Below are 18125 nucleotides of genomic sequence, written 5' to 3'. Positions count from 1 at the left end.
GGCTCTGGTCTTGCATGGGAAAGGCACGGACCGCACAATGCGCCGCACGCTGGGCAGTATACTGCGCACACCCACCCATTGAGCAATATAGTGCACAAAGAAAATCCACAACGGGCCTCGGTCCTGCAGCACGTCAGCCAGAACGTTCGTCGCCTGCGCCACGCCGCCGACCTGAGCCAGACCGCGCTTTCGGAAAAGTCCGGCGTCAGCCGGCGCATGCTGGTGGCCATCGAAGCCGGCGAGAAAAACGTCAGCCTGTCCACCCTCGACCGTGTGGCCGAAGCGTTGGAGGTGGCCTTCAGCGACTTGATCCAGGCCCCGGATGCGCCCGACCACAGTCGCATCAACGAGCTGGCCTGGGCCGGTGAAATCCCCGGCAGTAAAGCGGTGCTGCTGGCCAAGGCCACTGCGCGACGTGAAGTCGAGTTATGGGAAATGCGTCTGGAACCGGGTGATTGCTACAGCCCGGACCCCGACCCGGAAGGCTGGAGCGTGCAGCTGTTCGTGTTCGAAGGATGCCTGACCCTGCTGCTGGGAGATGAAGAAAAACAGGTCGCCGCCGGTGAGTTTTTCATGTTTGCCAGCCGCCAGGTGCATGGCTATCGCAATGAAGGTGACGTCGCCGTGAGCTTCGTTCGCAACGTGGTGATCTAACTGTCCGCCAGGCAACAGTGGATGTGCAGTTTGCTGGTTTAAGCCGCGCTCTGCGGCGCCGATTTACCAGCAAATCGCTGATTTTATTGACGATTAAGTTCAGGCACGACTCCTGCAATCACTCCGGTATTCCCTCGGAGCCTGGAGTCGGTCCATGTCAGCCCACCCTCAACACCCTGCCCATATCATTCGCTCGGACGCGGAGGCCATCGAAGTCGCCACGCGCCTGGCCGAGCGTTTTGCCGTCGAGGCCAGCGTGCGCGACCGCGAGCGGCGCCTGCCTTTTGCTGAACTGGACGAGTTCTCCGCCAGCGGCCTGTGGGGCATCACCGTGCCTAAGGCCTACGGCGGCGCCGGGGTGTCCTATGTGACGGTGGCCGAGGTGATCAAGTTGATCTCCGCCGCCGACCCGTCGCTGGGGCAGATCCCGCAGAACCACCTGGGCGTGGTGGACCTCCTGCTGCAAACCGCCACCGAGGAACAAAAGCGCTATTACTTCGGCAAGGTGCTGGCGGGTTACCGTTTCGGCAACGCTTTTTCAGAGGCCAAGAGCAAAAACGCCGGCACCTTCGATACCCAGATCCGCTTTCACGGCGACACCGCCCAGATCAACGGCGAGAAGTTCTACTGCACCGGCGCGCTGTTCGCGCATATCGTGCCTACCGCGGGCAGCAACGAAAATGGCCAGGTCTTTATCGGCCTGGTCGAACGCAATGCCCCCGGCCTGACCGTGATCGACAACTGGGACGGCTTCGGCCAGCGCACCACCGCCAGCGGCGGCGTGACCCTCGACGGTGTGACCGTCCCCTTGAGCGCGGTGATCCCCGCCCACCTGGCGTTTGATCAACCCACGGCCGACGGACCGATTTCGCAGATCATCCAGGCGGCCGTCGACACCGGCATTGCCCTCGGTGCCCTTGAGCAAGCGAAAATTTACGCCCGTCAGGCCCGGCCGTGGATCGACAGCCAGCAGGATCACGGCTGGCAGGACCCATTCACCATTGCCGCTATCGGCGACCTGGAGTGGCGCGTGCACGGCACCGAAGCCATCCTCGCCAAGGCCGGCATCGCGGTCGACCAGGCTCTGGCCGAACCGAATGAAGACACCGTGGCCCACGCCTCGCTGGTGGTGGCCCAGGCCAAAGTGCTGTCGGCCGAAACCGCCTTGCTCGCCGGCAGCAAACTCTTCGAACTGGCCGGCACCCGCTCGGTCACCGCCAAGCACAACCTCGACCGTTTCTGGCGAAACGCGCGCACCCACACCCTGCACGACCCGGCCCGCTGGAAATACCACCTGATCGGCAATTTCGTGCTCAACGGCGTAAAGCCCGCGCGCCACGCCTGGAACTGAGGAGCCTGACCCATGACCGCACTGACGCTCGCCCGCCAACTGCTGGACAGCACCCGTCTTCACGTCGAAAAAAGCGACGACCCCTATGTGATCAGCCGTTTCGGCGACTTGCAGATCCGCGTCGACGTGGCCGCCGCGCTGCTTGAGCGCGCCGACACCCACCCCAGCCCGGTGGCCGCCACCGAAGCGCAGATCGCCGCCGCCGAGGCCCTCATTGCCGCCAGCAACGCTGAGTTCGAATTGACCGGTCAACGCACCGCGCTGCCGTCGACCCTGGATGACCCGTTGCGCTGGAAATACCAGGTTGTCGGCAACTACCACCTCAACGGAGTGCTTTGATGGCCCGCCAAATCCGCTTGAATGCCTTCGACATGAACTGCGTCGGCCACCAGTCGCCCGGCCTGTGGGCGCATCCGCGTGACCGTTCGTGGCAGTACAAGGACCTGGAATACTGGACCGACCTGGCAAAAACCCTTGAGCGTGGCAAATTCGACGGCCTGTTTATCGCCGACGTGCTGGGCATCTACGACGTGTACAACGGCAACGGCGACGCGGCGATTCGCCAGGCCACCCAGGTGCCGGTCAATGATCCGCTGTCGCTGATCGCACCGATGGCGCTGGTCACCGAACACTTGGGGTTTGGCCTGACCGCGTCGCTGTCCTTCGAGCATCCGTATCCGTTCGCGCGCCGGCTGTCGACCCTCGATCATCTGACCAAGGGCCGCATCGGCTGGAACATCGTTACGTCCTATCTGGAAAGCGGCGCCAAGAACCTCGGCCAGAAAGCCCAGACCGAACACGATGCGCGTTATGACTATGCCGAGGAATACCTCGAAGTTTGCTACAAGCTCTGGGAAGGCAGCTGGGAGGAGGGCGCGGTGCTGCGCGACCGTGAGCGTCGCATCTTCAGCGACCCGAGCAAAATCCATGAGATCCGCCACGTCGGCAAGCACTTCCAGGTGCCCGGCATTCACCTGTGCGAACCGTCGCCGCAACGCACGCCGGTGCTGTACCAGGCCGGCGCGTCCAGCCGTGGCAAACAGTTCGCCGCCGAGCAGGCCGAATGCGTGTTCGTCGCCGCGCCGTCGAAGGTATTGCTGAAAAAAACCGTGGCCGATATTCGTCGCCGTGCCGCTGAAGCGGGGCGCGATCCGAAGAAGATCCTGATCTTCAACCTGCAGACGGTGATCGTCGACGAAACGGATGCCAAGGCCAAAGCCAAGTTCGACGACTACAAATCCTACGTCAGCTACGAAGGCGCGATGGCGCTGATTTCCGGCTGGACCGGTATCGACTTCAGCCAGTTCAAACCGGACGAACCGCTCAAGCACGTACACACCAATGCGATTCAATCGGCGGTGGAAGCCTTCTCCACGGCGGACCCGAACAAGGTCTGGACACCCAATGAACTGGCCGACTGGGTCGGTATCGGCGGCTTTGGCCCACTGTTTGTCGGCGGTCCGCAAACCGTCGCCGACCTGTTGCAGGAATGGGTGGAAGACACCGATGTGGACGGCTTCAACCTGGCCTATGCACTGACCCACGAGACCTTTATCGACGCCGTCGAGTGGCTGGTGCCGGAGTTGCAAAAGCGTGGCGTATACAAGACCGAATACGCCCAGGGCACCTTGCGCGAGAAGTTGTTTGGCGACGGTGCAAGGTTGGCGGCCAACCACCCCGGCGCCGGCTACCGCGACCTGTCTGCCTCCCACATTCGTCCTCTGCAGTTTTGAACATCTCAGCCAGCGGACCACCGCACGCTTAACCACCCAATAGGAGCAACCCCCCTATGAGCGTGCACGACCCCAAGGCCCGCCTGGAACACCTGCACCACTGGGCACAACTCACGCCGCTGCACATTGCCCTGCGCCACAAACGCCAGGGCCAGTGGTACGCCTGGCGCTGGATCGACACCCTGCGCGACGTCGAACGCCTGGCTGATGGTTTGCGCCAGCAAGGTTTCAGCGAACAGTCACGCTTGGCGCTCAGCGGCGCGTTTGAGCCGAACCTGCTGTTGCTGGCGTTGGCGGCCCAGTCCGTCGGCGGGCAGGTGCTGACGCTGGCCGACAACCTGGAGCCGCAGGCCCTGGAGCAACAGCTGTGGCGTATTCGTCCCAGCCACGTCTACGTTCAAGGTCGCCAGCCGGATTGGGCGTTCACCCAGCGGGTAGACTTCGCTCAATTGCTCGGTCCGGTCGATCCGGCGCAGCACCTGCAGCGTTGGTGGCAACCCACAGGCGAAACCGCGCTGTGGAGCGAAGAGGGTACCCATTGGCAAGGCGGCCTTGCTGTGGTGCTGGAGCAATGGCTGAGCACGGGTCACGGTCTGGCCTTCCCGGAAAACCTCGCCTCGGCGCGGCGTGATCGCAGTGAAGTGGCGCCCACCGGCCTGCTGTTGTCGCCCGCGCGCTTACAGCACCTGGCCGACGATATCGAAAGCCGCCTGGCGCCCCACGGTACCTGGCGGCGACGCCTGTGTGACTGGGCCATTGCCCACCCGCAGGGCGGCCTGCGCCGGTTGCTGAAAAACCGCGTGCGCAAACTGCTGGGGTTTCAGCGCCTGGCCTATATCTGGCAGCCGCTTAAAGCCAGTGCCGAGCCGACGTGGCTGGCCGAATTCAAACGGGACATCGCATGAGCCAGGCCATTCTCCAGGTGCGGGACATCTCGCTGTCGTTCAAGGGGGTCAAGGCCATCAATGCCTTGTCGTTCGAGGTACGGCGCGGCGAGATCTGCGCGCTGATCGGCCCCAATGGCGCCGGCAAAAGTTCACTGCTCAATGTGCTCAACGGGGTGTACCGCTTCGATGCCGGCGAGATCGTCTTCGAGCAACAACACTTCCACCGCATCGACCCTTTGGGCGCCGCGCGTCGGGGCATTGGCCGCACGTTCCAGAACAACGCGCTGTTCAAGAAGATGAGCGTGCTCGACAACCTCCTCACCGGGCTGTCGCGGCATATGCGCAGCACCTTTATCGAACAGGCCCTGGGCTTGCCCCGTGCGCGACGCGAAGCCGAAGTGTTTCGCCGGCGTGGCCAAGGCATCCTTGAGTTTCTTGAGCTGCAAGCCCACCGCGACGTGCTGGTGGGCAACCTGTCCTACGGCCTGCAAAAACGCGTGGAATTGGGCCGCGCGCTGATCGCCGGGCCCAGCCTGTTGCTGCTCGACGAACCCATGGCCGGCATGAACGCCGAAGAGAAACAGGACATGGCGCGCTTCGTTGCCGACGTGAACCGCGACCTCGGTACCACTGTGGTGTTGATCGAGCACGACATGGGCGTGGTCATGGGCCTGTCCGACCATGTGGTGGTGCTCGACTACGGGCGCAAGGTCGGCGACGGCACGCCCGCACAGGTGCAGGCCAATCCCGAGGTCATCGCGGCGTATTTGGGAGTGGTGCATTGATGACGTTTTTCTTCGAAACCCTGCTCGGCGGTTTACTTGCCGGCACCCTGTACTCACTGGTCGCCATCGGCTTCGTGCTGATCTACAAGGCCAGCGGCGTGTTCAACTTTGCTCAGGGCGCGATGCTGCTGTTTGCCGCGTTGACCTTCGTCAGCCTGCACGACCAGGGCGTGCCGTTTGCCCTGGCGTTGCTGCTCACGGTGCTGGTGATGATCGTCGGCGCGTTGCTCATCGAGCGGTTGGTCTTGCGCCCGCTGGTGAACCGTTCGCAGATCACCCTGTTCATGGCCACGCTGGGCCTGTCGTTCATCATTGAAGGCCTGGCTCAGGGCTTGATGGGCGCGCAGGTGCGTGCGCTGGACCTGGGCATCGACGATGTGCCGCTGTTTATCGGGCCGCTGATGCTCAGCCAGTTCGACCTGGTCGCCGCCGCGACCGCCGTGGTGCTGGTGGTGGTGCTGGCGCTGCTGTTCAACAAGACGCGCATCGGTGTGTCGTTGCGCGCGGTGGCGGATGACACCACGGCGGCGCTGTCCATCGGCATCCACCTCAACCGTGTCTGGCAGATCGTCTGGGCGGTGGCCGGGATTGTCGGGCTGGTGGCCGGGCTGCTGTGGGGCGCGCGCCAGGGTGTGCAGTTCTCGCTGTCGCTGGTGGTGCTCAAGGCCTTGCCGGTGTTGATCATCGGCGGCTTTACCTCGATTGGCGGGGCGATTGTCGGCGGGCTGATCGTCGGCGCCGCCGAGAACCTTGCCGAGGTGTATATCGGCCCGCTGATCGGCGGCGGCATCACGCCGTGGTTCGCCTATGTATTGGCGTTGGCCTTCCTGTATATCCGTCCCGCCGGCCTGTTCGGCGAGCGCGCCATCGAGCGAGTCTGAAACCATGTCGATCCCTGTTGCTCAAGACACCGCGCCGTTATTACTGCTTCAGCGGCGCGTACCCTGGGGCCTGCTTGGCCTGCTGACGCTGGCCTTCGTCGTCGTACCGCTGTGGGGCAATGACTATTGGCTCAATGCGATCCTGATCCCTTTTTTGGTGTTGTCCCTGGCCGGGCTGGGCTTGAACCTGCTCACCGGCTACACCGGGCAAACTTCGGTGGGCGCGGCGGGCTTCATGGCGGTGGGCGCGTTCGCCACCTACGGGTTCCTGCTGCGGCTGCCGGAATTGGGCTTGCCGGTGGCGCTGCTGGGCGGTGGGATTATCAGCGCGTTGGTCGGCTTGCTGTTTGGCCTGCCCAGTTCGCGGATCAAGGGCTTTTACTTGATGGTCACTACCCTGGCCGCGCAGTTTTTTCTTGAGTGGCTGTTCGTCAAATTCCCCTGGTTCTATAACTACGGTTCGTCCGGCACGATTTCGGCGCCCAAGCTTGCGCTGTTCGGCCATGACCTCAACACACCGCTGGGCCGTTACTGGCTGACCCTGGTCACCGTGCTGCTGCTGACCTGGAGCGCCCTCAACCTGGTGCGCAGCCAGGTGGGGCGCAACTGGATGGCGATCCGCGACATGGACACCGCCGCCGCCGTGGTCGGCATTCCGGTGGCGCGCTACAAGCGCCTGGCGTTTGCGGTCAGTTCGTTCTACTTAGGCATCGCCGGCGCGCTGTGGGCCTTCGCTTACCTGGGCACCGCCAGTGCCAGCAGCTTCGATATCAACCGCTCGTTCCAGATCCTGTTCATCATCATTATCGGCGGCATGGGCAGCATCGCCGGCAATTTTGTCGGCGCGGCCTTCATCAGTCTGCTGCCGATCTTTCTCAGCCACGCCGGGCAGGCGCTGTTTGGCGGTTCGGTGGATGCGGGGCAGTTGCAGAACCTGCAGAAAATCATCTTTGGCGTGTTGATCATCGTGTTCCTGATCAAGGAACCCGAAGGTTTGATTCGCCTGTTGCACACCCTTCGCGATTGGCTGCGGCAGTGGCCGCTACGTTTCTAACCCTTCTAAAGAGAACTTCCATGCGTGCATCCTTGAAACGCTCCCTGGCCGGCGCTGCCTTTGCGCTGGCGACCTTGGCCGCTGCCGTGCCCCAGGCCATGGCGTCACCCGACCAGCAATTCTTCCCCCTGGCGACCTATCGGGTGGGGGCCTATGCCTCCAGCGGTGTGCAGGTGTGGGCCGGGATGATCGACTACCTGCGCTATATCAACGAGGTCGAAGGCGGCATCAACGGTGTGAAACTGGTGTGGCAGGAATGCGAGACCGAATGGACCGCGGAGAAGGGCATCGAGTGCTATGAGCGCTTCAAGAATGGCCTGGATGGCGCGCCCGTCGCGGTGTACCAACCCAACGGCGCACCGGCGGCGTATGCGCTCAGCGAAAGGGCAGAGGTGGACAAGATCCCGCTGATCACCCTCGGCTACGGGCGCACCGAAGCCACCGACGGCACGGTGTTCCCGTACAACTTTCCGGTGATGCTGACCTTCTACAGCGAGGCGTCGACGCTGGTGAATTACATCGCCCAGCGTGAAGGCGGCTTCGACAAACTCAAGGGCAAGAAGATCGCCACGGTCTACCACGACTCGGCCTACGGGCGCGAAACCCTCGGCCCGCTGAAGCTGCTGGCCGAAAAGTACGGCTTTGAAAATATCCAGATCCCGGTGGCCGATCCGGGCAACGAGCAATCGGCACAGTGGCGCCAGGTGCGCCAGGCCAACCCGGACTGGGTGTTCCTGCGCACCTGGGGCGTGTCGACGCCCGTGGCGGTGAAAACCGCCGCGCGCTTTGGCTTCCCCGTGGACCACATCATCGGCGACATCTGGGCCAGTTCCAGCGAAGACGTATTGCCGGCCGGTGCCGCCGCCAAGGGGTACCTGGCGCTCACGCCATACCCGGCCGGGGCCGATTTCGAGATCCACAAGCGCCTTAAGCAATACGTCCTCGACAAGGGCCACAGCGACCTCAAGGACCTGAAAAACTTCGGCAGCGTCTACTACAACTCCGGCCTGGTAAATGCCGCCGTCGCCGTGGAAGCGATCCGCACCGCGCAAGCCAAATTCGGCAAGCGCCCGCTCAATGGCGAAGAAGGCCGCTGGGGCCTGGAACACCTGGATATCGACGATGCACGGCTTAAAGCCATGGGCTACCTGGGCCTGATGCAGAACCTCAAGCTGTCGTGCCGCGACCACGAAGGCGGCGGCTCGGCGCGGGTGCAGCAGTGGGACGGCGCCAACTGGACGCTGATCAGCGACTGGATCGCCGCCGACCGTGCGCTGCTGCGCCCGTTGATCGATGAAAAGTCCGCCGCATTCGCCAAGGAAAAAGGCCTGACGCCACGCACTTGCACCGGGGATGAATAAACCATGAGCCAGCCTGCCACCGCGTCCGCGAGCCCGTCGCTGCTGACGGTCAACGACATTGAAGTGATCTACGACGGTGCGATCCTGGCGGTGGCCGGGGTGTCGCTGAACGTGCCCAAGGGCGCTATCGTCGCCTTGCTCGGCGCCAATGGCGCGGGCAAGAGCACTACCCTCAAGGCCATCTCCGGGCTGGTGCGCGCCGAACGCGCCGAGGTCAGCCGGGGCGTGATCGAATACGCCGGTGCGGACCTGGCCGGTGTCGACCCCAGCCAGCGTGTGCGCCAGGGCATGGTGCACGTGCTGGAAGGCCGTCACGTGTTTGGCCAACTGAGCGTGGAAGACAACCTGCGCAGCGGCGGTTTTGTGCGACGCCTGAGCCGCAAGGAGATGGAACAGGACCTGGAGCGCATTTACGCCTGGTTCCCAAGGCTCAAGACCAAGCGCCACACCCGTGCCGGGCTCACCTCCGGCGGCGAGCAGCAGATGGTCGCCATCGGCCGGGCGTTGATGACCCGTCCTACTTTGGTACTGCTCGACGAGCCGTCCATGGGTTTGGCGCCTATGATCGTGCAGGAGATCTTCGCGATCATCGCGCAACTCAACCGCGAACAGCAGGTGAGCTTCCTGATCGCCGAGCAGAACATCAACGTCGCGCTGACCTATGCGTCCCAGGGTTACGTGCTGGATACTGGACGCGTGGCCTTGAGCGGCAGCGCCGCTGAACTGCTGGCGCGGGGGGATCTGCATGATATTTATCTGGGCAAACAGTAAGGGCGAACCTGCATGAGTGAATCCATCCGCAACGCCGATGTGCTGATCATCGGTGGCGGCCTGAGCGGCACGATGCTCGCCGTGCAACTGCTGCGCTTGCCTGGCCGGCGCCGCATCCTGGTGATCGAACCGCGTGCCGAACTGGGCCGGGGCGAGGCCTACAGTGCGGTCGAATTGGGCCACACCCTGAACGGCAACGCGGCGCGCATGAGCGTCGATCCGGACAATGCCGACGACCTGACCCAATGGCTCACCGCCCACATCGGCGCCGGTGGCTGGCCGGAGTCGGACCGGCAGCACGTACCGATCAGCGAACTGTTCCCGCCGCGCGGGCTGTTCGGCTTGTACGCGCAGCAGCGGCTGGCCGAAGCCAGAGCGCTGTCGGCGTCCACGGCGGAGCATGTGCGCGCCGAAGTGATCGACCTGCAAGTGGACGCGGATTCAACCCTGCTGACCCTCGATAACGGCCAGTCACTGCGCGGCGCCGTTGCGGTATTGGCCACCGGTATGTTCCCGGCGGCGCGCACGCCACAAACCGAGTCCAGCGGATTGAACGCGGCGGCGGTGGACCCTTGGGACGTGCAGGCCATGACCCGGCTCGATCCACGGTCGACGGTGCTGATCATCGGCTCGGGGCTGACCATGGTCGATGCCGTGGTGTCCCTGGAACAGGCCGGTCATCGCGGGCCCATCGAGGTGTTTTCACGCCATGGGTTACTGCCCCATGTACGCCGCCAACCGCCGAGCTGGGTGGACTTTCTCGGCGAAGACCACAGCCTGCGCAGCCCTCGGCAGTTGCTGCGCGAAGTGCGCCGGCAATGCCGGATTGCCGTGGAGCAAGGCATTGATTGGCAGGCGCCGCTGGACACGGTGCGCGCGCATATCGGTCGGCTGTGGAGCCAGGCCGGCGAACGTGAAAAGCGCCAGTTCGTACGCCATGTTCGGCCCTGGTGGGAGAGCCATCACCACCGCTCGCCGCCGTTGAGTGCGCAACTGGTGGCGCGCTTGCACGAAGAGGGGCGCTTGCGCATTCGCGCGGCGTCGTTCAAGGGCCTGGCGCCTGCGGGCGAGGGCGTGACAATCCAGTTGCGCTATCGCGGTGAGCAAGCGCTGACCCAGGTGTCGGGCGCGGCGCTGATCAACTCCAGCGGCATCGAATACGACTGGCGCCGCGTGGCCCGGCCGTTACCCCAGCAGTTGCTCAAGCGCGGGCTGATCCAGCCTGGGCCGCTGGCCTTGGGGATTGCGGCGGATGCGTCGGGGGCGGTGCTGGATGCCCAGGGGCGGGTCAGCCAACGACTGTTTGCCATGGGCCCGCCGTTGCGGGGGATGTGGTGGGAGAGCACGGCGGTGACGGATGTGGCGCTTCAGGCCAAGGCCCTGGCTTCAAAGCTGACAGAAATCTAAATGTGGGATCTTCATTTATCTTGAGATTTTCACCAGGCCGGGCTTTAGGCCGAACACCTCAACCCCTTGCGCCGTCGACTGCCCGGTGGTGACTTTCACCCGCTCCACCGGCTTATCCATCGCCTCGCGATACTCCACCGTCATGTCCGCCTGGATCGCTTGGCTCGGCACGACAATCGCCTGTGCATTGTTGTAGGTGACGATGGTCAGCCGTGCGCTCATTCCCAAGCGCACCCGCTGTAACTGCTGGGGCGTAAGCTTGGGAATCGACAGGGTCACCGGAAACTGCGCGCTGCCCTGGCTGTCGCTGGCCACCGCCAACCCACTGACCACACTGACCGAACCGCTCAGCCGTTCGCCATCAAAACCATCCCCCATGACTTCCACCGCCTGGCCCTGATGCAACTGGTTGATGTCCAGTTCCGAGACTTTGGCGACGATTTTCAACCGTTCGATATTCGCCAGGCCAAACAGCACCTGGCCCTGGCTGACCTTGCTGCCGGCCTGGATGGGGGCATTGTTGTCGTTGCCGCCCTGAGAGGCATGATTGCCGGGCGCGGGCACCACGATGCCGGAGAATGGCGCCTTGATTTCCTGGCCTTCGAGCAACCTGCGCAGGGCCTCGTATTTCACCGTGGCATTGGTCAGTTCCATGTCGGCGATCTGGCGGTATTCACCCTTGCCTTGGTCGAGGGCCTGTTGCAGTTCACTGCGTGCCGCCACCAAGTCCAACTGTTGCTGTTGGGCCTGTTGCTTGAGGTCGTCCAGTTCATTGCGCGGGATGATGCCGCGCTTGAATAGGTTTTCGCTTTCGGTGAGCTTGCGCTGGGTGTTGCCGGCGCTCATTTCGGCGGTGCGCAGGCTGCGGCGTGCGCGGCTGACGGCGGGGCTGCTGTCCCAGTCCTGCATCTCTTGCACGGCGCGCCGGGCCTTGAGCTGGGCGGAGAGGGCGTCGCGCAATTGCACTTCAAGGGTGGTGGGGTCCATGCGCAGCAGCACCTGGCCGGCTTCGACCCGTTGGCCTTGCTCGACCAGGTTGGCCTGCACATTGCCGTCGAAGGGGGCGGTGAGGGTGAGGGTGGTGTCGGGCTCGATCTTGCCCACCAGGCCGATCTGGTGCACCAGCGCATCGGGCTGCACCGCCAGCCATTGCTCGGCCGCCGCCGGGCCTTCAGCGGGGCTGCGCAGGGCCAGCCCGGCGCCGGCCACCAGCAGGATCAACACAGCGCCCAGCAGGCGTTTTCGATTAGTAGTCATTGAGGGCGATTTCCCAACTTTCCAGCGTCATGCCCAGGGTCAGGTCGAGCTGGGTCTGGGCGTTCAGGTAAGCGATCAGCGCATTGAGCTGCGCGTTTTCGGCGTTGCGCAGGTCGGTCTCGAAACTCAGCACCTGGAAGTTGGTGGAGCGTCCGGCGCTGAGTTTTTCCCGTTCGATCTCGATCTTGCGCCGCGACAACTCCACCGCGCGCTGGGAGATCTCATACTGGCGCCAGCGCGTGCCGAGGTCGCGCACCACGTCATTGACGCTGCGTTCCAGCGCCTGGCGGGCATCGGTGATGCGGATCTGCTGATCCTCCACATTCACCCGCGCACGCACTTCGGCCTGACGCGTGCTGATGTCGCCGATGGGGATTTGCACCTGCACGCCGGCGTAGCTGTCCCAGGTGCGATTGTTGCTGCTGCCGGCGTCGTTAGTGTAGTTGTCACGTATCTGGTTCGCGCCGGCGACGAGGTCGACTTGCCAGCGCCCGGAGTCCTTGGCGATCACCAGGTTGAGGTCGGCCTGTTGGCTGCCGAGCAGGGCGGCGAGGTATTCCGGTTGCTGGGTTTGCGCCAGGTTGAAGGCCTGGCGCTTGTCGATCTGCATGGGCTTGGCTTCCAGGGCTTCGGTGGCGCGAATCGGCGTGGACAAGTCCAGGGCCAGCAGGCGCAGCAGGGCCAGGCGGTTGGTGTCCAGTTGGTTCTGCGCTTCCTCCACGCCCAGTTGTTGGGTGGCGATGTCGGCTTCGGTCTGCACGATCTCGAACTCGGCCATGCGTCCGGCGCTGATCAGGGCCTTGTTCACATCGAGCAAGGTGTTGGAACGCTGGAGGGCGTCCTGCACGATGCTCAATTGCTCCTGGGCGCGCAGCAACTCGCGGTAGGTGGCGATGATCTGGCTGATGGTCTGGGCCACGGTGGCCTTGAGGTTCAAGCGGTTGGCCTGTTCCGACAGGCGCGACAGGCGCAGCGGTGCAGTGGTGGCGTCCCAGCCGGCGCCGCGCAGCAGTGGCTGGATAATCGCCAGGTCGAGGCCGTCGCTGCGGTAGCGGCCGGCGCGGTCGGCGTTGTTCAACTGTTGGGTCCAGGCCATGCTCAGGCGCGTGCCGTACTCGCCGAGCAGGCTGCTGGACGGTGCCAGGTTGGCGTTGCGTGCGCTGTCCTGGGAGCCGCGTGTGCTGCGGTAATAACTGTTGAGGGTCAGTTTGGGGTTGAACGCATCTTCGGCGACACGCAGGTCGAACTTCTGCGCCACCCGTTGCAGGTACGCACTGCGGATCGCCGGGTTGTTGCGCAGGCCCAGGTACACCGCATCGCCCAGGGTCAGGCTGGTGACTTGGGCGTTCAGCGATACGCTGCGCGTGGTGCTCGGCGCCGACGGCCGGATGACGATGTCGGCCGCCATGCCGGGCAGGCTGACCAGCGTCAGCAATACCAGCCATTTATTCATCGCGCAGGGCCTCCACCGGTTGCAGGCGCGAGGCCGAGACTGCCGGGTAGATGCCAAAGAACAGACCCACCAACAAGGTACTGCCCACTCCCAGGGGCAGGGCGGCGACGGCCAGGTCGAACGTCCAGCCTGACAGCCAGGCATAGAGCCAGGCGGCGGTCATGCCGAGCACCGCGCCGCACAGCGCGCCGACAGCGGTGAGGGTCACGGCTTCGATCAGGAACAGGTTACGGATATCCCGTCGGCGCGCGCCCAGGGCCATGCGGATGCCGATCTCACGCCGGCGCTCCGAGACGTTCATCAGCATCACGTTCATCACCCCCACACCGCCGCCCACCAGGGAGATCGCGCCCAGGGCCAGCAGCAAATAGGCGAAGGTGCGACTTTGCCGGGTCATGCCGTCGATCATTTGCTGCGGCACCTGAATGTCGACATCGTGTTCAGTGAGTTGGCGTTGCAAGGCACCGGCGGCGGCTTTGGCAAGGCGCTCCATGTCCTGGCCTGGCGCGGCGCGGATGATCACATTGCTGATCTGCGGCGTGGCGTAGATGCGGCGCATGCCTTCGGCGGGAATGAACAGCGATTCGTTGGCCTGCACCGGCATCAGCATCGCCCGTGGCTGACTGCGCAGGATGCCCACGATCAGGAACAGGTAGTCGTTGATGCGCACGCGGTCGCCCAGTTGCACGGGATCGCCCGGTGCGCCGAGGGCCTGGGCGATCTGGTCACCGATCACGCCATAGGTGTCGTTGGCGTCGAAGCTCGACAGGAAGCGCCCCTGTTGCATAACCAGGCGCATCGCCGGCTGAATGCCCGGCGTGCTGCCGACAACGTTGGCATTGACGCTGCGGCCATGGAACACGATGGGCCCGCTGAACAGCGTCAGGGCGCCGATATGTGCGATGCCCGGCACCGCCTGGCGCACCGCTTGCAGATCGAGCTGGGGGCGCATCGGCAGGTTGGCGCCGCCCTTGGGCGGGAACTGGACGACCAGGGTGTCGGTGCCCATGTCCTTGAAAATCGCTGCGGCATCCACCGCCGCGTTATGCCCGATATTGATCAGCGCCACCACCGAGGAACTGCCGATCACAATGCCGAGCAGCGCCAGGACCGAGCGCTTGCCCAAGGTGCGCAGGCTGATGAAGGCTTCATGCAGCAGTTGACTCAGGCTTTGTTCGACCCGCGGGCTCATGGGCGCTGCGCCTCGTGCACCACGCCATTGCGCACCAGGATCTTGCGCGCCAGGCGCTCGGCGATGTGCGGGTCGTGGGTGACGATGATCAACGTGACTTGTTGCTCGCGGTTCAGCGCCAGCAGCAGGTCCATGATGTCCTGGGCGGTCGTGCTGTCGAGGTTGCCGGTAGGTTCGTCGGCCAGGATTACCGAAGGATTGCCGACCAAGGCGCGCGCAATCGCCACGCGTTGGCGCTGGCCGCCGGAGAGGTCGGCGGGGCGATGGTGGGCGCGCTCGGTCAGGCCCACCTGTTCGAGCATGCGCAGGGCCCGCTCCACCGACTCATGACGCGACACGCCGCGATAGCTCAAGGGCAGGGCAACGTTATCCAGGGCGCTCAGACGCGGCAGCAGGTTGAAGCTCTGGAACACGAAACCGATCTGCTGGTTGCGGATGGCGGCCAGTTCATCGGGGCTGGCGTTGAAAATATCGTGGCCGGCGAAGTGGTATTGGCCGTCGTTGGGCAGGTCCAGCAGACCGAGGATATTGAGCAGGGTACTTTTGCCGGAACCGGAGGCGCCGAGAATGCCGCAGCTGTCACCGCTGGCGATGGACAGGCACACGTCATTGAGAATGGTCAGTTCTTGCCCGGCGAGCCGATAGCGCTTGCCGATGCCTTGCAGGGAGATCAAGCCTGGGTATGCGCGGGTATCGGTCATCATGACTACGCCTGCAGTCTCGACGTTGCCCTCATGCACCCGGTAAAGCCTTGTAACAAGTTCGGGAGCTATCTGGTACGCGTCTCGGACTGGTTTTATTTCTTGTTTTTAAAATATTGTTTGAATACTAACCGCGTTATCGGCGCTCCGCCAGCCATGGCTGTAGAGCGTTTTTACCCTTTGAAATGATTTTGCCAGGCAGGTGAACGCGCCCTCGAAAACCTCCAGTCGACCGCTGAGACGCCCGTACGTCGAGGCTTTCGCTCATATGGCGGAGTGTCACTACTTGCTTTAACCGAGCCGCCCCGGTATAAAAAATCAAATTATTTTTTAAAACAATATTTCCGCCGTGGAACCCTTATGGTCGCGAAGAAACTCAGCGCTCCAAACGTTACCAAGACTCGCTTGCTGGATGCGACAGAGGCCCTTTTCATCAAGTATGGGTACGACGCCGTGCTGTTGCGGCAGATTACCGAGCGCGCCCAAGTCAACCTGGCCGCCGTGAACTACCACTTCGGGGACAAGGATTCCCTGATGAAAACCCTGCTGATGCAGCGCCTGGAGCCGCTCAACGAGCAGCGCCTGGAGCTGCTGGCGCGTTGCGAAGCCGAAGCCGACGGCCCGCTGGATTGCGACACGTTGTTGGGCGTGCTGTTCGCCCCGGCCATGGGCCTGGAACGCAGCGACCCGGCGAGTGGGGAAGGGCGTTCATTCATCCGTTTTCTCGGCCGCGTGTACAGCGACACCTCGCCGTTTATCCAGGAATACCTCAAGGTGCATTACCAGCCGGTGTTCCAGCGCTTCTTCGAAGCCTTCGCCCTGGCCTTGCCGGACCTGCCACGCAATGAGCTGGGCGTGCGCCTGCAATTTGCCCTCAAGGCGATTTCCGGGGTGATGGCCGGTACCGAACTGCGCCTGCTCATGAACTCCATGAGCCTGGGTCGCCCGGCCACGGACGCCGAGGTCATGGCCAAGCTGATCACCCTGGTGTCGGCGGCGATTCGCGTGCCGCAGCAGAGCCCCGAAGCGCAAACCGCGTTGGCCAAGGTGCTTGATACCCAGCGGGCTATTCGTGAGCAAGCCGTGGCACCCACCGCCAAGGCGTCGCGCTAACTCGAATCCAAGATCGAGTAGGAGGCGGATTTACATCCGCCGTCCTCTCACACCACCGTACGTACGGTTCCGTATACGGCGGTTCAGGTCATGCGGATAAGCCGTTGATCGTATCGAGTATCGAGACCAGTCCGAGCTGGTTCCACAGTTTCTTCGGCAGCGCCTGATTCATATGTGACGCTCCCGAGTTCCACCAAGGACCTCTGCCATTGAACGCTGATGTGCAAGCACGTCCTTCATGGATCCCCAGGCGCATCAGGTTGCGCGCCCTCGTAGAGGGCCGCTTCCATTGACGCCAGACGACACATCGAAGCTTACGTCTTACCCAACCGTCCAATTCTTCGAGTGGTTTCCTGCTCTGGCTGAGCTTGAAGTAACCCGCCCAACCACGCAGCACCGGGTTGATCCGCTCAATGACGTTAGCCATCTTGTGGCCCCGGGCTTTACGCAGCAGTGCTCTGAGCCGATCGCGTAGGCGATCCAGGCTCATCGTCGCCACTCTTAGTCTCGGCTGTTGGTGCCAGCTCATCCCATAACCCAAGTAGTCACAGGCCCAGGGCCGTGCCACACGGCTCTTTTCCTGATTCAACGTCAATTTCAGGTGTTGATTCAGGAAGCGTTCAACCCCGGCCAGCACACGCTCGCCTGCGCGACGACTACGCACATAAATGTTCGCGTCGTCGGCATAGCGTACAAAGCGGTGGCCCCGTCGTTCCAGTTCACGGTCGAGTTCGTTGAGCAGGATATTCGACAACAACGGCGAGAGCGGACCGCCTTGCGGCGTCCCCTCCTGCCGTCGGCTGGCGATCCCACCCGACATGACTCCAGCCTCGAGGTAGCGACGGATCAGCCTGAGCACTCGCTTGTCTTCGACTTGACGTTCGATGCAGGCCATCAATACATCGTGGTTGACTCGATCAAAGAACTTCTCAAGATCAAGCTCCACGCACCAGCGGTTCCCCGCCGCCACATGGGCGCGAGCTGTTTCGATAGCTTGGTGAGCGCTTCTGCCCGGACGAAAGCCGTAGCTGTAATCCGAGAACAGAGGGTCGAAGATCGGTGTGAGCTGTTGCAGCAAAGCCTGCTGGATCAGGCGGTCCACTACACTGGGAATGCCCAGCTGTCGCGTTCCTCCCTTGGGCTTGGGGATTTCAACGGCGCGTACACCTTGCGGGTGATACTCACCGGCCAGCAACCGAGCCTTGAGGATCGGCCAATACTGATTCGTGTAGTCCGCCAATTGCTCGACCGTCATGCCATCGGCACCCGGCGCGCCCTTGTTGCTGACCACACGGTGATACGCACGCTTGAGGTTGACGGGTGCGAGCACCCGCGCCATCAGCGTGTCCGGCTCCGCTTTCGTCCGCGCCACAGACGCCGCCGATACCTCTGCGCTGTCAGCCGTCATCCTCGGATACTGTCCGGAACTCGGAGTAACAGTTTTCTCTGGGAGAAATTTCTGCATTTCGGTATTCAACGAGACTCTGACGCCTACCGGCGGCATAACCTGTTCAGCCCTTGATGA

Annotated in this window: 17 protein-coding genes; 12 read left to right on the top strand and 5 right to left on the bottom strand. The window is 63.3% G+C overall.

Going from position 1 to position 18125, the window contains the following annotated elements; all coding sequences use genetic code 11:
* The first annotated feature begins 90 nt into the window (after positions 1 to 90).
* From PSH66_RS18585 to PSH66_RS18535, 11 genes are all read left to right on the top strand, one after another.
* The gene (locus PSH66_RS18585) at positions 91 to 654 is read left to right on the top strand and encodes a helix-turn-helix domain-containing protein (protein WP_042944943.1); all 564 of its coding nucleotides are present in this window, start codon (positions 91 to 93) and stop codon (positions 652 to 654) included.
* A 154-nt stretch (positions 655 to 808) separates the two neighbouring features.
* On the top strand, positions 809 to 2005 hold the full coding sequence (locus tag PSH66_RS18580; protein WP_003174758.1) for an SfnB family sulfur acquisition oxidoreductase: 1197 nt from the start codon (positions 809 to 811) through the stop codon (positions 2003 to 2005).
* A 12-nt stretch (positions 2006 to 2017) separates the two neighbouring features.
* Complete coding sequence (locus PSH66_RS18575; protein ID WP_003174757.1) at positions 2018 to 2344, top strand: hypothetical protein; 327 nt, start codon at positions 2018 to 2020, stop codon at positions 2342 to 2344.
* Positions 2344 to 3738, top strand: coding sequence for an LLM class flavin-dependent oxidoreductase (locus PSH66_RS18570; protein WP_003174756.1), 1395 nt, complete (start codon positions 2344 to 2346; stop codon positions 3736 to 3738). The genes PSH66_RS18575 and PSH66_RS18570 overlap by 1 nt, the downstream gene beginning before the upstream one ends.
* A gap of 56 nt (positions 3739 to 3794) precedes the next feature.
* The gene (locus PSH66_RS18565) at positions 3795 to 4643 is read left to right on the top strand and encodes an AMP-binding protein (protein WP_305427420.1); all 849 of its coding nucleotides are present in this window, start codon (positions 3795 to 3797) and stop codon (positions 4641 to 4643) included.
* Positions 4640 to 5410: an ABC transporter ATP-binding protein gene (locus tag PSH66_RS18560; protein WP_305427419.1), complete on the top strand. Its 771-nt coding sequence runs from the start codon at positions 4640 to 4642 to the stop codon at positions 5408 to 5410. Before PSH66_RS18565 ends, PSH66_RS18560 begins: the two co-directional genes overlap by 4 nt.
* Positions 5410 to 6291: a branched-chain amino acid ABC transporter permease gene (locus PSH66_RS18555; RefSeq protein WP_003174753.1), complete on the top strand. Its 882-nt coding sequence runs from the start codon at positions 5410 to 5412 to the stop codon at positions 6289 to 6291. Before PSH66_RS18560 ends, PSH66_RS18555 begins: the two co-directional genes overlap by 1 nt.
* Before the next feature lie 4 nt (positions 6292 to 6295).
* Positions 6296 to 7345 (top strand): branched-chain amino acid ABC transporter permease, encoded by a 1050-nt coding sequence (locus PSH66_RS18550; RefSeq protein WP_141064424.1) that lies wholly within the window; start codon positions 6296 to 6298, stop codon positions 7343 to 7345.
* Between the two features lie 20 nt (positions 7346 to 7365).
* Positions 7366 to 8706: an ABC transporter substrate-binding protein gene (locus PSH66_RS18545; protein ID WP_003174751.1), complete on the top strand. Its 1341-nt coding sequence runs from the start codon at positions 7366 to 7368 to the stop codon at positions 8704 to 8706.
* 3 nt (positions 8707 to 8709) lie between these two features.
* Positions 8710 to 9477, top strand: a complete 768-nt coding sequence (locus tag PSH66_RS18540; protein ID WP_003174750.1) for an ABC transporter ATP-binding protein — start codon at positions 8710 to 8712, stop codon at positions 9475 to 9477.
* A gap of 12 nt (positions 9478 to 9489) precedes the next feature.
* Positions 9490 to 10884, top strand: a complete 1395-nt coding sequence (locus PSH66_RS18535; RefSeq protein WP_305427418.1) for an FAD/NAD(P)-binding protein — start codon at positions 9490 to 9492, stop codon at positions 10882 to 10884.
* Between the two features lie 15 nt (positions 10885 to 10899).
* On the opposite strand, the gene PSH66_RS18530 is transcribed toward PSH66_RS18535, so the two are convergent.
* The 4 genes from PSH66_RS18530 to PSH66_RS18515 are packed head-to-tail and all read right to left on the bottom strand — an operon-like array spanning position 10900 to position 15490.
* Entirely contained in the window at positions 10900 to 12141 is a 1242-nt protein-coding gene (locus PSH66_RS18530; RefSeq protein ID WP_305427417.1) for an efflux RND transporter periplasmic adaptor subunit, read from the bottom strand.
* Complete coding sequence (locus tag PSH66_RS18525) at positions 12131 to 13594, bottom strand: TolC family protein (RefSeq protein WP_305427416.1); 1464 nt, start codon at positions 13592 to 13594, stop codon at positions 12131 to 12133. The genes PSH66_RS18530 and PSH66_RS18525 overlap by 11 nt, the downstream gene beginning before the upstream one ends.
* On the bottom strand, positions 13587 to 14786 hold the full coding sequence (locus PSH66_RS18520) for an ABC transporter permease (RefSeq protein ID WP_141064420.1): 1200 nt from the start codon (positions 14784 to 14786) through the stop codon (positions 13587 to 13589). Before PSH66_RS18520 ends, PSH66_RS18525 begins: the two co-directional genes overlap by 8 nt.
* A complete protein-coding gene (locus tag PSH66_RS18515) occupies positions 14783 to 15490 on the bottom strand; it encodes an ABC transporter ATP-binding protein (RefSeq protein ID WP_141064419.1) in 708 nt (235 codons plus the stop codon). Before PSH66_RS18515 ends, PSH66_RS18520 begins: the two co-directional genes overlap by 4 nt.
* A gap of 357 nt (positions 15491 to 15847) precedes the next feature.
* Between PSH66_RS18515 and PSH66_RS18510 the strand changes: the two genes are divergently transcribed.
* On the top strand, positions 15848 to 16600 hold the full coding sequence (locus PSH66_RS18510) for a TetR/AcrR family transcriptional regulator (RefSeq protein ID WP_003174744.1): 753 nt from the start codon (positions 15848 to 15850) through the stop codon (positions 16598 to 16600).
* A gap of 88 nt (positions 16601 to 16688) precedes the next feature.
* Here the strand turns inward: PSH66_RS18510 and ltrA are convergent, their stop codons facing one another.
* On the bottom strand, positions 16689 to 18104 hold the full coding sequence (gene ltrA / locus PSH66_RS18505; RefSeq protein WP_305427415.1) for a group II intron reverse transcriptase/maturase: 1416 nt from the start codon (positions 18102 to 18104) through the stop codon (positions 16689 to 16691).
* Positions 18105 to 18125: the final 21 nt, after the last annotated feature.

Origin of the sequence: Pseudomonas sp. FP597 (genome assembly GCF_030687435.1) — a bacterium.
Taxonomy (GTDB): Bacteria; Pseudomonadota; Gammaproteobacteria; order Pseudomonadales; family Pseudomonadaceae; genus Aquipseudomonas; species Aquipseudomonas lactucae.
Note: the sequence above shows the minus strand (reverse complement) of the source record. Positions and strands in the feature narration are given on the sequence as shown.

Bases quoted from the DNA above. Each gene is read 5' to 3' on its own strand.
- PSH66_RS18565 (WP_305427420.1), top strand. From the start codon at position 3,795: ATGAGCGTGCACGACCCCAAGGCCCGCCTGGAACACCTGCACCACTGG.
- PSH66_RS18560 (WP_305427419.1), top strand. From the start codon at position 4,640: ATGAGCCAGGCCATTCTCCAGGTGCGGGACATCTCGCTGTCGTTCAAG.
- PSH66_RS18575 (WP_003174757.1), top strand. From the start codon at position 2,018: ATGACCGCACTGACGCTCGCCCGCCAACTGCTGGACAGCACCCGTCTT.
- PSH66_RS18510 (WP_003174744.1), top strand. From the start codon at position 15,848: ATGGTCGCGAAGAAACTCAGCGCTCCAAACGTTACCAAGACTCGCTTG.
- PSH66_RS18530 (WP_305427417.1), bottom strand. From the start codon at position 12,141: ATGACTACTAATCGAAAACGCCTGCTGGGCGCTGTGTTGATCCTGCTG.
- PSH66_RS18580 (WP_003174758.1), top strand. From the start codon at position 809: ATGTCAGCCCACCCTCAACACCCTGCCCATATCATTCGCTCGGACGCG.
- PSH66_RS18545 (WP_003174751.1), top strand. From the start codon at position 7,366: ATGCGTGCATCCTTGAAACGCTCCCTGGCCGGCGCTGCCTTTGCGCTG.
- PSH66_RS18525 (WP_305427416.1), bottom strand. From the start codon at position 13,594: ATGAATAAATGGCTGGTATTGCTGACGCTGGTCAGCCTGCCCGGCATG.
- PSH66_RS18520 (WP_141064420.1), bottom strand. From the start codon at position 14,786: ATGAGCCCGCGGGTCGAACAAAGCCTGAGTCAACTGCTGCATGAAGCC.
- PSH66_RS18570 (WP_003174756.1), top strand. From the start codon at position 2,344: ATGGCCCGCCAAATCCGCTTGAATGCCTTCGACATGAACTGCGTCGGC.
- PSH66_RS18535 (WP_305427418.1), top strand. From the start codon at position 9,490: ATGAGTGAATCCATCCGCAACGCCGATGTGCTGATCATCGGTGGCGGC.
- PSH66_RS18555 (WP_003174753.1), top strand. From the start codon at position 5,410: ATGACGTTTTTCTTCGAAACCCTGCTCGGCGGTTTACTTGCCGGCACC.
- PSH66_RS18515 (WP_141064419.1), bottom strand. From the start codon at position 15,490: ATGATGACCGATACCCGCGCATACCCAGGCTTGATCTCCCTGCAAGGC.
- PSH66_RS18540 (WP_003174750.1), top strand. From the start codon at position 8,710: ATGAGCCAGCCTGCCACCGCGTCCGCGAGCCCGTCGCTGCTGACGGTC.
- ltrA (WP_305427415.1), bottom strand. From the start codon at position 18,104: ATGCCGCCGGTAGGCGTCAGAGTCTCGTTGAATACCGAAATGCAGAAA.
- PSH66_RS18550 (WP_141064424.1), top strand. From the start codon at position 6,296: ATGTCGATCCCTGTTGCTCAAGACACCGCGCCGTTATTACTGCTTCAG.